This window comes from Sandaracinus amylolyticus, assembly GCF_021631985.1.
GTDB lineage: Bacteria > Myxococcota_A > Polyangia > Polyangiales > Sandaracinaceae > Sandaracinus > Sandaracinus amylolyticus_A.
Genome location: NZ_CP070225.1, coordinates 7,171,884 through 7,188,428, shown reverse-complemented (window position 1 = coordinate 7,188,428; position 16,545 = coordinate 7,171,884). Strand labels below are relative to the sequence as shown.

The following is a 16,545-nucleotide window of genomic DNA, read 5'->3' as shown; positions in this document are numbered from 1 at the left end:
GCGTGGTCGATCGCGTCCGCGGAGCTCGATGACCTCGGTGACGGCGCGGTCGTGGTTCCATCGCGAGCAACCTGATTCGAGCGGGCGACGTCCGCCCCGAATCGAACATCGTGTTGTCGACGGATACGGACTCCGGATAACGTCGTCCGTACGCGTGCTCGCGCGCGCCCGTCATGACAGCCAGCTCGCCTACGCGGACCTCACCGACCTCCTCGTCGATCCTCGCGGCGCTCCCGCTGCCGCGGATCCTCGATCTCGCGCGGCTCTTCGGTGTGCGGCTCCGCGCGGGCAATACACCCAAACCACGCCTCGCTGCGATGCTCGGCGCACACCTCGAAGCGCGCGCACCGCTCGTCCTTCGCGAGCTCGGACGTGACGAGCTGCAGGCCGTCTGTCGCGCGCACGGCATTCCCGACCACACGACCTCGCGACGCGATCTGCTGGAACGCGTGCTGCTCGCCGCGGGATTCGACCCGAAGCGCTCGACACCACCGTTGCCGTCGCACCACCGCGACGGTTTGCCCCGGGCCGGTCAGGTGGTGCGTGCCCGGCATCGACAATGGCTCGTCGAGGAAGTGCACCCGGGCGAGGCCGACGAGTCGGCGCTCGTGAAGCTCGTCTGCCTCGACGACGACGATCCCGGCCGTGCGCTCGACGTGCTCTGGGATCTCGAGCTCGGCGCCGAGATCATCGAGCCCGCATCGAAGGGCCTCGGGAGGATCGACCGGCTCGATCCTCCCGCGCACTTCGGCGCGTACCTCCACACGCTGCGCTGGAACGCCGTCAGCGCCGCGGATGCGACCCGCTTCCAGGCGCCGTTTCGCGCCGGCATCAAGCACATGGCGCATCAGCTCACGCCGCTCATGAAGGCGCTCGAGCTCCCCCGCGCGAACCTCTTCATCGCGGACGACGTCGGCCTCGGCAAGACCATCGAGGCCGGCCTCGTCCTGCAGGAGCTCATCCTGCGCCAGCAGGCCGACTTCGTCCTCATCGCGTGCCCGGCGTCCATCTGCCTGCAGTGGAAGGACGAGATGCGCCGCCGCTTCGGCCTCCACTTCGAGGTCATGACGCGGCAGCTCATCGCGCAGCGCAGGCAGCAGCGCGGCTTCGGCGTGAACCCCTGGGCGACGCACAACCGCTTCATCGTCTCGCACCAGCTCCTGCGCCGCGCCGAGTACCGCGAGCCGCTGCGACAGCACCTCGGCCCGCGCGCGCGGAAGAGCCTGCTCATCCTCGACGAGGCGCACGTCGCTGCGCCCGCGACCCGCAGCCGCTATGCCGTCGACAGCGAGATCACCCACACGATCCGCGACCTCGCGACGCGCTTCGACAACCGTCTCTTCCTCAGCGCCACGCCGCACAACGGCCACTCCAACAGCTTCAGCGCGCTCCTCGAGATCCTCGATCCCATCCGCTTCACGCGTGGCGTGCCCGTGCGCGGCAAGGACGACCTCGCACCGGTGATGGTGCGTCGCCTCAAGCGGGACCTGCGCAAGCTCGGCATCGAGAAGTTCCCCGAGCGCGTGCTCGTGAAGATCGAGCTCGAGCATCTCGATGGCTCGTGGAGCGCGCATGCGGTGCGCCAAGGCGGTGGCACCTCCCCGCTCGCGCTGACCTCTTCTTCCGACACCGAGCCGCTCGACCTCGAGCTCGCGCGCCTGCTCGCGCGCTACACCGAGCTCTGCGCGCCGAAGAAGGGCCCGGGTCGTCTCCCCTTCATTCGTCTCCAGCAGCGCTTGCTCTCGAGCCCGGAAGCCTTCGCGCGCAGCCTCGACGTGCACGCGCGCGCCGTCGACCAGCGTGGCGGACCCGTCGCCGTCCCTCAGCAGCTCGCGCTCACCGAGGCCGACCCCGAGACCCACGGCCCGACCGACGAGGCACTGCAGGCCGAAGAGGACGCGCGCCTCGCCGACGAGAGCGCGCGTCTGCCCACGCCCACTGAAGAGGCCCGAGCCGTCCTCTCGGATCTCCGCGCGCGCGCCGAGCGCGCTCGTCGCCAGCCCGACGCCAAGGTTCGCGCGCTCCTCGCGTGGCTGCGCGATCACTGCTGCGCCGCGACGGGTGATGCGTCCTCCACCGATCGCGCGTGGTCCGATCGCCGCGTCATCCTCTTCACCGAATGGGCCGACACCAAGCGCTACCTCGTCGAGCTCCTCGGCGAGGCCGTCGCCCACACCGATCGCGGCGAGGAGCGCATCGCCGTCTTCCAGGGCGGCATGGGTGACGACGCGCGCGAGGAGGTGCAGCGCCGCTTCAACGCCCCGCCCGACGAGGACGCGCTCCGCATCCTCGTGTGCACCGACGCCGCGCGCGAGGGCATCAACCTCCAGGCGTTCTGCGCGGATCTCTTCCACGTCGATCTCCCGTGGAACCCCGCGCGTCTCGAGCAGCGCAACGGACGCATCGACCGCACGCTCCAGCCCTCGCCCGAGGTGCGCTGCCACTACTTCGTCTATCCCGCGCGGCCCGAGGATCGCGTCCTCGAGACGCTCGTCCGCAAGGTCGACGTCGTGCAGCGCGAGCTCGGCTCGCTCGGCGCGGTCCTCCTCGACGATCTCCACGATGCGCTCGAGAACGGCATCGGCCCCGAGACCGAATCGCGCCTCGCGCGTGTCGGCACCGACGTCGCGACGCGCACCGTCGACGACGAGCTCGAGGACGCGCGCAAGGACGAGGACGCGCTCCGCGCCGACATCCAGCGCGCGCTCCGCCGCTACGAGTCGTCGCGACGCGCGCTCGAGGTCAGCCCCGACGTGCTGCGCGGCGTGTTCGACGTGGGCCTCCAGCTCGCCGGCGCCCCGCGCCTCGAGGACGCCGGCACCACACCCGAGGGCAAGCCCGCGTTCCGCATGCCTGCGCTCGATCGTTCGTGGGAGGTCACGCTCGACAGCCTCCGCCGCCCCCGCCGCCGCGACGAGTCGTTCTGGGACTGGCGTCAGGAGCCGCCGCGTCCCGTCAGCTTCGCGCCGATCGCGCGCCTCTCGAGCGAGGTCGAGCAGCTCCATCTCGCGCACCCGGTCGTGCGTCGGGTGCTCGATCGGTTCCTCGCCCAGGGCTTCAGCGCGCACGACCTCTCGCGCGTCGCGGCCGTGGTCGCGCCGGACGACAGCATCATCCGGGTCGTGGTCTACGCGCGCCTCAGCCTCTTCGGTCCCGGCGCGGCGCGCCTCCACGACGAGCTCGTCTCGCTCGCGGCGCCCTGGGACGGAGACCCGAAGACCGCGTCGCGCATCGAGCCCTACCGCGACGCGGCGACGACCGCGAAGAGCGTCGAGCTCGCCGAGCGCGTGCTCGCGACGCAGCCCGCATCGCCTGGTGAGATCGTGCGCGCCGCGATCGCGGAGAGCGCCGAGTCCCTCTTCACCGCGCTCTGGCGTCCCCTGCACGACGAAGCCGATGCCCGCGCCGCGCGCGCGAAGAGCGGGCTCGCCACTCGCGCCCGCAAGGAGGCCGACGATCTCCGCGTCCTCCTCGAGCGCCAACGCAAGGCGATACGCACCAGCATCCAGCGCCTCAGCCAGAGCGAGCTCCTCCTCGATCCCGCCGAGGCGACGCAGACCAAGGAGCAGCAGCGCCAGCTGCAGCTCGATCTCGATCACATGGCGCGTCGCGCGGACGAGCTCGAGCGCGATCTCGATGCCGAGCCCGGCGCCATCGCCGCGCTCTACGACGTCCGCATGACTCGCCTCACGCCGGTGGGGCTCGTCGTCAGCTGGCCGGAGGTGCTGACATGAGCCGCGCCCGATCGCGCGGCGGTCGACCGATCGACGCCGAGCGCCTCTTCCACCGTGAGTGGCTCGGCCTCGCGCAGCCGATCGAGGGCCTCGTCTTCTCGGTGCCGTCGCTCGCCGACGCGCAGATCGCGCCCGCACCGCGTCCCGAGATCACTGCGGCGATCCGCGCGCTGCTGGTCGAGACCACGCAGGGCCTCGCGCTGCGCAGCACACGCGCGCTCTTCGAGACGTTCCTCGGCTACTCGCGTGACGGAATGCTCGTCTCGCGCGACGCGCTACCTCCCGAGCTCTCCTTCTACGCGCCCGAGAGTCGCCAGCACATCCGCGCGAGCTTCGCGATCGCGCGCACGCCGCCCGCGCCCCCCGACGACGATCCCTTCGCCGCATTCGAGACCCCCGCGCCTCCCGACCAGGCGCCCCCCGCGACCGCGTCGCCTTACATCGCGCTGGTCTGGGATCTCTCGGACGACGTCCCGAGCGGCGTCGACACCACCGCGATCGACCTCGACGGCCCCGAGGACACCACCGGCCCCTGGCGCTACCCACCCACCGCGAAGCTCGAGCGCCTGCTCCGCCACACCGGCATCCCGATCGGCTTCGTCTCGAACCGCCGCCACCTCCGGCTCGTCTACGCGCCGCCGGGCGAGGCGACCTCGCACCTCACCTTCCGCTTCGACGACCTCGCCGATCCCGCGGGCCGCCCGCTCGCGCTCGCGCTCGAGCTCCTCTTCCACGCGCGCCGCACGTACACCGCCGATCCTCGCTACACGTTCGAGGGCCTCCTCGCCGACAGCCGCAAGCGTCAGGCCGAGGTCACCGAGGATCTCGCGCAGCAGGTCTTCGAAGCCGTCGAGCGACTGCTCGAGGGCTTCGAGGCCGCCGCGGCGCGCGACTGCGTCGGCGATCGTCCCGACTGGCTGCGCGCCGCGATGGAAGAGGGGCACGTCTACGACGGCGTCCTGAACGTCGTCCTGCGCCTCGTCTTCCTGCTCTACGCCGAGGACCGCAGCCTGCTCCCGGTCGATCACCCGACCTACGCGGCGCATCTCAGCGTCCTCGGCCTCTACGAGCGCCTCTCCGCCGATGCCGGCGCGCACCCCGAGTCGATGCACCAGCGCTACGGCGCGTACGGCGCGCTCGTCAGCCTGTTCCGCGCCGTCTACTTCGGCGTGCGCCATCAGGCGCTGCACCTGCCGCCGCGTCAGGGCCGCCTCTTCGATCCCAGCGCGTTCCCCTTCCTCGAGGGCGGCCTGCCCGACTGGACCGCCGCGGTCACGCTGCCCGAGGACCGCGCCGCGGTGCGCCTGCCCACCGTCGACGACGCCACCGTGCACGAGGTGCTGCATCGCCTCGTCGTCCTCGATGGCCAGCGCATCAGCTACCGCGACCTCAGCGTCGAGCAGATCGGCGCGGTCTACGAGTCGCTGATGGGCTTCCGCGTGGAGCGTTTGACCGGGCCCGCAGTGCGCCTCGGGAAGGGCGGCCACTGGCTCGAGGTCGCATCGCTCCGCGCGTCCACCAAGACCGAGCGCGACAAGCAGCTCGCCGATCGCTGCGAGCTGAGCAAGAACGCGATCACCAAGATCACCGAGCGCCTCGGGCGAGCCGCGAAGGACGAGGGCGACGACGCCCTCGCCGACGCGCTCCTCGAGCTCGCCGGCACCCGCGAAGCGCGCCAGCGCCACCGCGCGCGCACGGGCCAGCTCGTCCTCCAGCCCACTGCCTCACGGCGCAGCACCGGCAGCCACTACACGCCGCGCTCGCTGAGCGAGAAGGTCGTCCGCCGCACCCTCGGGCCGGTGCTCGCGTGCCTCGGCGAGGCGCCCACCGCCGCTCAGATCCTGCAGCTCAAGGTCTGCGATCCCGCGATGGGCTCGGGCGCGTTCCTGGTCGAGGCGTGCCGCTTCCTCGGCGAGGCCGTGATCGAGGCGTGGCGTCGCAGCGGCGAGCTCCCCGCGATCATCGAGCAGCACGGCGACGCGACCCTGCACGCCAAGCGCCTCGTCGCGCAGCGCTGTTTGTACGGCGTCGACAAGAACCCCGCCGCGGTCGAGCTCGCGAAGCTCTCGCTGTGGCTCGAGACGTTGAGCGGCGACAAGGCGTTCACGTTCCTCGACCACGTGCTCCGCCACGGCGACTCGCTGGTGGGCTTGGATCTCGATCAGATCCGCGCGTTCCACTGGTCGCCCGACGAGCAGCTCTCGACGATTCGTCCCCTGGTCGACGCTGCGCTCGCCGAGGTGCGCGAGCACCGCGAGGCGATCCAAGCGCTGGCGGACGACGAGAGCGACCACGCCCAGCGCGAGAAGCGCCGCCTGCTCGAGCTCGCCGAGCACGCAATGACGCGCGTGAAGCTGGTCGCCGATGCGTGTGTCGGCGCGTTCTTCGCGGAGTCGAAGCCCAAGGCGCGCGAGCAGGAGCGACAGCGACGCCTCGCAGTGGTCCAGTCGTATTTGGCGGGCGACGAGAGCGTGCTCGGAGTGCTCGAGGAGTGGGCGAAGACGATTCGCGCGCAACACGCACCGTTCCACTGGCACCTCGAATTGCCCGAGGTGTTCTTCCTGGAGCGCCCGGACCCGCTCGCGAAAGGCGAGAAGAACGGCGCAGCGTTCGTGGACGCGTTCGTGGGGAATCCGCCGTTCGCTGGGAAGAACGCGATCAGCGACACCGCCGGTCCCGAGTACCTCGACTGGTTCATGGCTCGGTATCCGGAGGTGAAGGGCCGGCCCAACACCGATCTCTGTGCGTATTTCTTCCGCCGCGTCTCCGAGCTCCTCGGCGCTCACGGAACGATTGGACTCATCGCGACGAACACGATTGCTCAAGGTGATTCGCGCCTGATGTCACTCAAGACGCTCATCGAGAGCGGCGCGAAGATCTACGACGCGACTCCGAGCACGACTTGGCCCGGCGCGGCGGCCGTCATGATCTCGATCGTGAACATCGCGGTGGGGCGAGCCCGCGAGACCACCGGCTCCTGTCGCTTGAACGACGTACCCGTCGAGGCGCTCAACAGTCGACTCCGTGCCGGTCTCGAGCGTCCAGATCCGGTGCCGCTCGCGAGCAACACGAATCTCGCCTTCATGGGCGGCAAGCTCGTCGGCGTCGGTCTCGCAGTGAGCCGGGAGGAGTACGCGACGCTCGTCGCGTCCGACCCGCGAAACGCAGAAGTCCTGCGGCCCTATCTCGGCGGTGAAGAGGTCAACTCCAATCCCGACGCCTCACACGACCGCTTCATGATCGACTTCTCGACGAAGACGCTCGACGAAGCAGCGCAGTGGCCGGAGTTGCTCAAGATCGCCGAGGAGAAAGTCCGGCCCGCACGCGAGAAGGACAATCGCGGAACGTACAAGACGTACTGGTGGCGTCCCGGCGAGAGCGGAGGAGCTCTCTATGCTGCGCTGGGAGATTTGGACCGCTGTCTGGTTGCAGCGAACGTGAGCAAGCACCTCATGTTGACCTTCCAGCCGACGACGACGTTCTTCTCACAGACGCTCTACGCGTTCGCACTGGGCAGCTACTCGGCATTCGCGGTCCTCCAATCCCGCATCCACGAGCCCTGGGCACGTCTGCTCTCGTCGTCGATGAAGAACGACTTGCGCTACGCCGCATCCGACTGCTTCGAGACCTTCCCGTTTCCCCAGTCGGACCCGCGCACCGTGATTCCGGAGCTCGAGGACATCGGCCGGCGCCTCTACGAGGCCCGCGCCGCGTACATGGTCGAGACTCAACAGGGGCTCACGCAGACCTACAACAAGCTCAAGGACCCGTCCTGCCGGGACGAACCTATCCGGCACCTCCGCCGGCTTCACGAGCACTTGGACTGCGCCGTCCTCGCCGCCTACGGCTGGATTGATCTCCAGGTTCCGCGATTCTGCCCGAGCACGCCCGAAGAGCAGACCGTCCTCGGAACCTTCGTAGATCACATCATCGATCGCCTCTTCGTCCTGAACACCGAGCGGTCGCAACCGGAGATGCGACTTGCACCCGATCTGACACGCGGCGAAGCGAGGCGCCCGTCGCGCACGAAGAGGAACCCCAAAGGACAGGGCACCCTTTTCTGATCGGCACTGTGTTCCCGTGAATGGGAAATGCCACGAAGAGGCCACGACCACTAGAACGGAGGAGTTCGATGATTGGAGAGAACGATCGAGCGTACTTGGTCGATGCATTGGTTTCCAATCGGGCGGTGCTCTTTCTCGGCGCCGGGTTCTCTATGGGGGCCACGAACAAGGCTGGAGCAAATATCCCGAACGGTGGACGGCTCGCCGAGTCGCTTTGGGAGTTCTGTGAGTTCAAAGAGCCGTATAATGGTACGCCCTTGGCGCGGATGTACGACGCGGCGCTCGCGAGTGCGAAGGGCCACGACGCACTCTCACGCTTCCTTGACCAGCATCTCGCAGCCGCTGATGTGCCCAACTGGTATGACGAGATCGCCAAGTACTACTGGTATCGAATCTACACGACAAATTTCGACAATGTCGTCGAGGTGGCAATATCAGAGGAGCAGAGGCGCCCCCAAGCTCGACCGGCTGATTTGGCCCAATGACGACTACCGAGAGCGCGACGCGCTCATGGATACGCTGCAGTACGTGAAACTGCATGGCTCACTCCCGTGCAAGCCGACGGAAATGACGTTCTCGCCTCGACAGTACGGAAGTAGACAGTCGCAGCACGACCCGCTCTATTGGCACTTTGTTCAAGACTACTGCCAGTACCCCACGATATTCGTCGGAACCGAGCTCTCCGAACCGATCTTCTTCCAGTATCTGGATGCGCGCGAGCGTCGGCAGGGCCGCGACCCGGAGGGTAGAGCGCGAGCATTTCTGGTGTCGCCGAGCATTGGTGAAGCGGAGTCGGCTGTGTTCAGCGCGATGAACGTCGTTCCACTTCGAGCAACCGGCGAGCAGTTCTTCTCGTGGCTCTCTCAGGTAGTCGAGCGCGCTCCGGGGAGGATGGAAGTCCTACGGCGAAGCAATCCACGTGCGGCCGAACTTATCGAGACCATCGATGCGAACAGCCCTGCGCGACGTCGAAGGCTCGAGGAGTTCTACGAGAGTTTCCATTTTGTCAAGCCGATGAGGCAGAAGAAGGGGCACAACAAACGCTCGTTCTTCAACGGATACACCCCGACGTGGCAGGACCTGGCGTTCGACCTCGACGGTTCGCGCGACGTAAATGCCACGCTGGAGCACCAGATCCGGGCGGCTCTCGCGGCCGAAGGAACTCAGTGCGTAGCGCTCGTTGGCGCCGCAGGATCGGGGAAGACGACAACAATGATGCGAGTCGCGTGGGCGTTCGGCGCGAGTGGCGTTCCCACGTACTACGCCGTCGAAGATGACCTGCCGAGCGTAGAATCCGTCGCGGGCGCGCTCGACATGCTCGGCCAACGCTGTCTTCTGTTCTTCGATAACGCGGATCTGGTTTTCTCGTGGCTCGGCCGGCTTGTCGACGCCCTTTCGAATCTCGAAAAGCCTCCGGTGCTCGTGATCGCATCGCGGCTCAACAGATACGATGCTTCAAGCGGTCCGCTCACCTCTCGACTGCAGGTCGCGGAAGTGGATATCGGGAACCTGACGCGTCGAGACATCACCGGCATCCTGAAGGTGCTTGCACGGGAACACTTCCTGGGACACCTCGCGGGATTGTCGGCGCAGAAGCAAGTAGCCGAATTCGAGGTTCGCGCTGAGAAGCAGATCCTCGTCGCACTAAAGGAAGCGACTGAAGGTAAGGGCTTCGATGAAATCATCGGGAGCGAGTACTCCGATCTCGAGAGCCGCGAGGCACGCATCGTATGCCTCGCCGCCGCCTTGGTTACTGCGGAGCGCTACCCGATCAGAAGAACGCAGCTGATGAGTTGTTCAACAGAGGAGCCGGCGTCGGCGCTCGCAATCATCGATCGACAACTCAGGGGCGTTGTCGTGCCGCACCCTGACGATTCAGCTCTACTCAGGGTGCGACACGCAGTCATCGCTGATCACATCATCCGTGCATGTGCCAACGGGGACGAACTCAAGGAAGCCTACTGCCGAGTTCTTCGAGTCCTCTCGCAAGACGTCGCTCCCAACGTGACTCGTTCGTCGAAACGTTTCAGGGTATACAGGTCGCTTATCAATCACCAACGCATCCATGAGCGATTTTCGCCTCGCGTTGAGTACGCGCGGGAGATCTACGAGTCCATTCGCGACAGCTTTCGCAATGACGCGCAGTTCTGGCACCAGTTTGGCGCGCTTGAGCTTGAGTTCGGAGAGCTTGACTACGCCGCAACCTATATCGCGACTGCAGAAAGTCTCGCGCCTAACGATTCGTTGATTCAGAATACTCGAGCGCATCTCCAGATGAAGCGTGCGCTCGTTGCCTCGTCGGAGACGCAGGCGCTTGATCTGTGGCGTGACGGCACGCGGATCCTCGGCACCCAAATCGCTCTTCGCGGTGACTCGGTGTACCCGTTCCACATCTGGGGTGACCAGGCGGTCAGATTCTGGCGTCGGGTCAAGGGCGCAGCCGCAGAGCAGGTGCTCGTGGACGCGAAGGAGCGCGTGCAGCAGGGCCTTCGTCGGTTTCCCGGCAATAGGAAGCTGCTGGATGTGAACCAGCGCATCCGTCGAGCCGAGCTCGAGTTCGCAGCCGGACTCTAGCGCTGCGTCATCAGCCGCCGCCCCATCGGCAAGCGCGCCTGAGCCTCTCGGCTCAGGCGCGCTCCACTTCACTCCTCCTCGGGCGCCGGCGGGATCGGCTGGCTCGGATCCACCGGCTCCGCCGGCTCGCTCGGCGTCTCTCCGCCGCTCGCCTTCGGCGCGGTCGCGGCACGATGCGCATCCAGTGGCGCGACTGCCTTGCGGAACGCGGCGACGCTCTTCGGGTCGTCGGTCTCGACCTCTCCCGACAGCCGCCGCGTGTAGTCGGCGATCGCGCTCGCCAGCGCGCTCACGCGCTCCGCGAGGCCGCTCGTGCTCGCGACCTCCTCGGTGCCGCGCTTGCCGGTCAGTCCCAGCGCCGCGCCCAGCGCCGCCTGCTGCTCGCGCACGTTCGCGACGAACTCGGCGCCCGCGAGGCGCTCGATGTCGGCGAGCGCGCCCTCCTCGTCGAAGCGCTCGAGGAGCTGCTCGCCGTAGACCCACTCGGCCTCGTAGGCGAGGGTCACGAACTGCACACCGTCGGAGAAGTACGCCGCCAGGAGCTGCTCGGCGCGCTCGCGCGGGCGCTCGAACGACGCGCTCTGCACCTTCGACCACGCCGCGAGGCGATCGCGCAGCGCGGACCACGAGCCGTCGAACGCGGAGTCGAGCGGACGCAGGCTCTCGGGGCGCGTGCGACCGCGCGCCTTGACCTCGGTCTGCAGGTCGACCGCAGTGCTTCGCACCTTTCGCAAGGCGCGAGCGACCGGGCGGCTCGGCCTCGCTGGGGCGACGCGCAGGAGCTGGATCGCGAGCGCGATGCCGCGCAGCGCGTCGATGCGGGGAGGACGGGAGTAGGGCTGGAAATCGATCGTCATGGCGCGTCGCTACCGCGGCGGCGGCGTTGTTGGAAAGCCCCGGCGAGGGACTCTCGATCGCGGACGCGTAGAGCCGCGCGGTGACGGAAGGCCACGTCGATCGCGGCGCGCAGAGCGCCGAGGTGCCGGGAGCGCACGCTGATCGTCGCGAGCGGCGGTTGCGCCTGCCCGCTAGGCATCGCGATCGCCGTGAACAGGGCTCGCTCGTGCCGGGCAGGCAGCGCCATCGTCACGCGGCGCCCTCGTAGCGACCACTCGGCACTCGCAGCACCGCGCTTCGCGCTTGTACGTGCCGCGTAGGCACTTCAATTGGAGCGCGCTGCGTTCGTCCGTGCTCTTCGACCGCGTCAGGGCTGGCGGACGCAGTGGCTGCGGCCGGCGACGAGGGTAGGGCGCCGCGCGTGCGACACGACACCGGTGATCGCCGTCGTGGCGCGCTAGGCGCACCGGCCGACGCGCGCGCGTTGCTCGCGCCGGCCGACATCGGCGATTCCAGATCGAGCGTTGGTCAGCGGCGCGTGACAGCGACCAGTACGACGTCGTCGTCGTAGTTGGCGAAGAACCCGCTCTGGTTCATGTCGGGCGCGGTTCCGGGCAGGACGTACGCGTCTGCGAACCGCCGCCGACGGTTGAAGAGCGCGAGGCCGCCTTCTATCGCCGATGTAAGAGCCGATTTCGCGCCGTGCAAACCGGGCGCGATCTCGTCGTAGACCTTCTGCGAGAAAGGTCCGGCCTCGACCCAGACGTGCGACCACTTCGCGCGGCCGTGAAGAACGCCGTCGCGGGTGACGAAGAACAGGATGTCGTAGCGGACGTTCGCCGAATAGTCCGACCAACGGAACTGACCGAGATCGATTTCGACGTCGTCGCCGAACGGGTTGGGAATCGTGATCTTCAGCGGGATCCGGACCTTGACCGAGAGGTCCTGATGAATCGTCGCGAACACGAGCTGTTTGTCGTGGTCCGGGAAGAACGTCCCGTACACGCGGGGATCGCCCTTCCGGGAGAGCGGTGTACCCGCGGTTCTCGCGTCGAAGAGCGAAGTGAACTGCGGGGTCACGATGGAACGCAGGGCGACTTCCGTCTCGATATCTTGGGGCTCGCGCGCCACGACCAGCGAGCTCGACACTTTGTCGTTGAAGGCATCGCCGAAGTACGACCACCAGCTCGACGAGAACTGCCCACCCACGTTGAGTGCTGCGAAGCGGCCGCTGAAGTCGATGTGCTCGAACGCGTAGGCATTGCCGCGGTGACCGTTTGCCCAGGCGCGCATCGACGAGAAGAAGTCGTTGTGCTTGCCCCAGGTGTTCCAGAAGTACCGTCCGGACTGGGTGTTGGACGTGAACATCTGGCCGCCGAAGTTCTTGTGCTCCCAGAGTGTCGTCGTGACGGACATGTTAGTAACCTCCCCCCTGCGCTGCACCGTTCCGACTGAGCTCGACCTTCGCTTCACCGCCACCGAGCCGGCGCACGACGAGAGGCCAGAGCTCTCGTCTCTCGTCGTCGACGAGATTGGGCTCTGCGAGTGCCCAGAGCTCGACGAGCGATTCCACGGACAGGTTTCGACGATCGTCGGAGAGCTCGAGCTTCAGCTCCTCGACCAGCTGCACGATATCCGCCGCGGGCGCGAACTGTGCGCCACGCGCAGCAACGAACCTCCCGGCGGCGTTCAGCTGCGAGTCGGCGCCGATCTCGGACGCTTCGCTGCCTTGTGCAGCGCGCGTCGCCGCGACGATGAGCTCGGCGGAGATGGAGATGCCAGCCCGCCGGAGCTGCTCGATGTCATGCGACGGCGGTTTGGACCACGGCTTGGTCTCTTCGAGACCTTCGCTGATGTCTGTTTGTGTTGCCGTGTGTCCATTGCCACGCAAGGGTTGGGACCTCGTCGGGATCTCTCGCATCATCGACGCCTCTCTTGCGACTGCGTGCCGCCGACTGGAGCTTCGTGGGGTCTCGCTGTGAAAGGGAATCGCGACGACGGGTTGCCAATCGCGATTGGCGTTGTCGTGCTGTGCTGTCGGTTCCGCGCTCGCACTTCGCTCCACGTCGACGTGGTCCAATCGCCCGCAGGGGTAGAACTGTTTCTGAGCGACTCAGGTGGTGAGGCGTTGTAGACACCTCTGCTTCCCGAGCACAACAAGCCGACGCGCAACCTGGCGTCCGCGTTCGCCGGTGACCTCCGGGCAAACCCCATCGACGCGCAGAACACCACGCCGGAAGGTCCGAACACTCGGGCACGACGTTCACGGGGCGAATCGTCCAGCCCAGCGCGTCACCGCTCGTCTCGCATGTCTGCGCGGTTGAGGAAGAACGGGGAATCGCGCGACGCTCGGAGCGATGGCCTCGCAGCCACGCTCGATCGCTCGCACGTCGAGAGTCCTGCAGGTGCTTGGGGCAAGCGCTTGGTGCTGTGCACCGCGTACTGGTTCGCGCCCGCGCCCAGGGAGATCACGGGTACGCGGCTCCTCCTCGGTCTCGGCGTGCGGGAGGCGGATCGTCCCGCGATTTGGCCGGTAGTACCTGGCGCCGACCTCACCACTCGTACGCGGCGTCAATCGAATCGACCACCCACCGCATCGCGTCGGACCACGGTTGCGCAGTGTCTCCGTGGTTCTCGACCGACTGCTCGCGGAACACGTTCGTCATCGTGCCGTCGCGCCGCCAATTGGGCTGAGCATCGCGTAGACCGATACTCCCGATACCGTCAGAGCTCCAGACTTCGAGGTTCGCGAGCACCGAGTTCGGCACGATCTCCTCGACGTCCTGCAGCTCCGACACACCCGGCACGAAGAACGAGTCCGCGGCGTCCCACACCTCGAATGGCCACGACGTCCCAGTGCGCTCCGTGTACGCGATGAGCTCGCTCGCCCACGTGTCGCCGACGAACCCCGTTTCGAGATCGTCCTCCCAACCGATCGAGACTCCATCGAGGTCGACCAGCACGTCGACGGGTACCGGCGCCCCTTCCAGCTCGAGCACCATGAGAGCCAGGTGCGCCCAGACGGTGCCGTGGGAGTGGCCGAGCACGATCACACGCGTCGGATTGTCGAAGTCGGCGATCCACTCGGTGCGGACGAAATCGAGGAACGCGAGCATCGACAGCCATCCGTACGCGAGCACTTCGCCGGTGCTCGTGTTCTCCCAGTCGTGGAGCGAGTCGGAGAATGCTGCGTAGCCAGCCGACCGACCGCGGGCCTCGATCAGGTCGATGATGGCTTGCACGGTGCCGTCCGCCGCGAGGTACTCGCGGTTGTACTCGGGACAGCTGATGCCGAAGCAGTGCCCGGACGCCGCGACGATCACGAAGTCCGGTGCGTCCGACGGTCGTAGGTTCGGTACTGGCTCCGGACCGCTACAAGCGCCCTCGGCGAGGAGCACGTCGTCACCGGTGCAGACGAATCGAGTGCCCTCGACACACTGGCTCTCTCCGCACGCGATGTCGACGGATCCCGAGCCCACCGCGCCGTTACAACGGCACTCGGCGTCGCTCTGAGCACAACCGGATATCGAGGCGACGAGCGCGCCGAGACTGAGGAGCGATGGGAGCAGACCGCTTGTTCGCACGATTCGCCTCGCGGGTTTGGGACACGTCTCGCGTGAATCGAGGCTACACGTCGACACTGCGCTTCGTCTGCTCCTCCGAAACGAGCACGGCGCGCACCTGAGCCTGGGCTCAGGGCGCGCCGCGCTCGTCAGGACGACGTGGGGAGCGCGATTCCGAGCGTCATGAGCCCATGTGCTTCGGTTTCTGAGCCGTCCACCGTCGGAAAGAGGACGCGAATGCCGAACCCGACACGGATGAACGTCACGGTCAGGGTCAGCACGATGTCCAGCGGCACCGGCGCATTGTCCACCGTGTTGTCGACGGCGAGCCGGAAATACAGATCCGCGGCGAGGAACTGTGGCAGCCAGGTCTCCGTGGTGAACGGGTTCCATCGGAACCCCAGCCCCGCGCTTGGTGTGAACGAGAACTCAGCCACTCGTCCGAGTGCGAAGTCGTAGACGACACCGTCGAACCCGACGCTCGGCCCGAACCACCAGATGCGCTCGTCCTTCTCTTCGCTGGTTCCGTCGTCCCTCGCCTCGATGCGCGTCTCGGTCGCGAGATCGATCGTCAGATCCCAGCCGTCGGCTCGAGCGCGGTCGCTCGCACTACACCAGAACGCTGCAGCGAGCACCAATCCGACGACGACATGAGCGCGATCAGTTCTGATCATCACGGTCCTCCTTCTCGGCCTCGTCACTCGAGACATGCAGCCCCGGCCCACCCGACCGGAGCTGCGGCATCCCTGCTCCAGCGCACGACTTGCTGGGATCGGAGTCTCTCCAGCGCGGTCGACATCGTCGACCAGCGTCGCTGGAAACAACTCAGCGCTGACGGTGTGAGCACTGCGGGCGCCGCAGCGGCGGCGATTACCTCCGAGTACTCGTCGATCAGGCACTGCGCGAGAAGAGAGCCGAAGTAGCTCGCCTGTGTCTCCCTCGCGCGCGCCGGCAAGCTCCGGAGCTCGCCAGCGGCGTGCTGAATCGCGTGCCCCAGCTCGTGGCACATGACGAGCGTCATCCGGTGAACGACGCTGACGTCGAGCAGCGGCTCGCCATAAATGCGCGACGCGCCGCACGTCGAGCCATACAGCACGATCGCGTGATCGTCGTCGAGGTACTCGCCGTGCACCCGACCACCTCCGCGATACAGCGGTCCGGGGCACGCCGCCCAGCGGCGTACGCTCGCGAACACGGCGTTCATCGCGATCCGCTCGGGCGTGCACGGGGCCGCGCAATCCGCCGGTGCCGGCGCTGTTGGGATGCGCCCCAATATCGCGCGCATCTGCACGTCGGTGAGCAGGTGGTCGCATCGCCCCGAGAGGATGCGCTCGCGCAAGTCGTTCCACGGAATGCGATTCGCTTCGTCCGCGGGCCGAGCGCGGCGGCACGACTGCGGCGCATCCGGGCACAGCTCGACGGCACCCTCGGGATATTGCGGGCACCAGAACGTCGCGAGCTCGAGCGGATCGCCAACGGGACTGCCATCCGGCGTTGGCCCGAGAAGCGCCTCGCAGTTCTCCCACGCTGGCGGCGCGGCCGTCACGACGGGCGTCTCGGGACAGCGATAGTCGACTCTGCAGGCAGCGATCAAGCCTGACGCCGCAAGGGCTATCGCGACTGATCGCAACCAGCAGCAGACCGCTGCGTCGACGCCGATAATACCGGACGCACCGCCGCGCATTCCTGCCCCCATTCGCGCCGCGTCACAGCCACGGCGTCAGAATCGAAGACAACGGTATCGGACGTTTCACACTGCGTCTACGGGCCTGG

11 protein-coding genes are annotated in these 16,545 nt (G+C 67.2%); 4 read left to right on the top strand and 7 right to left on the bottom strand.

Annotated elements, in window-relative coordinates:
• The first annotated feature begins 173 nt into the window (after positions 1-173).
• The 4 genes from drmD to I5071_RS30440 all read left to right on the top strand — a co-directional run bounded on the left by drmD (position 174) and on the right by I5071_RS30440 (position 10,372).
• Positions 174-3,734, top strand: coding sequence for a DISARM system SNF2-like helicase DrmD (gene drmD / locus I5071_RS30455; RefSeq protein WP_236516772.1), 3,561 nt, complete (start codon positions 174-176; stop codon positions 3,732-3,734).
• On the top strand, positions 3,731-7,798 hold the full coding sequence (locus tag I5071_RS30450) for a type IIL restriction-modification enzyme MmeI (RefSeq protein WP_236516771.1): 4,068 nt from the start codon (positions 3,731-3,733) through the stop codon (positions 7,796-7,798). Before drmD ends, I5071_RS30450 begins: the two co-directional genes overlap by 4 nt.
• Positions 7,799-7,866: 68 nt before the next feature.
• The gene (locus tag I5071_RS30445; protein ID WP_236516770.1) at positions 7,867-8,283 is read left to right on the top strand and encodes a hypothetical protein; all 417 of its coding nucleotides are present in this window, start codon (positions 7,867-7,869) and stop codon (positions 8,281-8,283) included.
• Positions 8,284-8,308: 25 nt separating this feature from the next.
• Complete coding sequence (locus I5071_RS30440) at positions 8,309-10,372, top strand: SIR2 family protein (RefSeq protein WP_236516769.1); 2,064 nt, start codon at positions 8,309-8,311, stop codon at positions 10,370-10,372.
• Positions 10,373-10,440: 68 nt separating this feature from the next.
• Here the strand turns inward: I5071_RS30440 and I5071_RS30435 are convergent, their stop codons facing one another.
• The 7 genes from I5071_RS30435 to I5071_RS30405 form a co-directional block, all read right to left on the bottom strand.
• Positions 10,441-11,229, bottom strand: a complete 789-nt coding sequence (locus I5071_RS30435) for a hypothetical protein (RefSeq protein WP_236516768.1) — start codon at positions 11,227-11,229, stop codon at positions 10,441-10,443.
• Complete coding sequence (locus I5071_RS30430; protein WP_236516767.1) at positions 11,226-11,462, bottom strand: hypothetical protein; 237 nt, start codon at positions 11,460-11,462, stop codon at positions 11,226-11,228. The genes I5071_RS30435 and I5071_RS30430 overlap by 4 nt, the downstream gene beginning before the upstream one ends.
• Before the next feature lie 275 nt (positions 11,463-11,737).
• Entirely contained in the window at positions 11,738-12,625 is an 888-nt protein-coding gene (locus I5071_RS30425; protein ID WP_236516766.1) for a hypothetical protein, read from the bottom strand.
• A 1-nt stretch (position 12,626) separates the two neighbouring features.
• Positions 12,627-13,133, bottom strand: a complete 507-nt coding sequence (locus I5071_RS30420) for a hypothetical protein (protein WP_236516765.1) — start codon at positions 13,131-13,133, stop codon at positions 12,627-12,629.
• A 628-nt stretch (positions 13,134-13,761) separates the two neighbouring features.
• A complete protein-coding gene (locus I5071_RS30415; RefSeq protein WP_236516764.1) occupies positions 13,762-14,607 on the bottom strand; it encodes a hypothetical protein in 846 nt (281 codons plus the stop codon).
• A gap of 314 nt (positions 14,608-14,921) precedes the next feature.
• Positions 14,922-15,446, bottom strand: coding sequence for a hypothetical protein (locus tag I5071_RS30410; protein ID WP_236516763.1), 525 nt, complete (start codon positions 15,444-15,446; stop codon positions 14,922-14,924).
• Positions 15,447-15,469: 23 nt separating this feature from the next.
• Positions 15,470-16,318, bottom strand: a complete 849-nt coding sequence (locus I5071_RS30405) for an ImmA/IrrE family metallo-endopeptidase (protein ID WP_236516762.1) — start codon at positions 16,316-16,318, stop codon at positions 15,470-15,472.
• Positions 16,319-16,545: the final 227 nt, after the last annotated feature.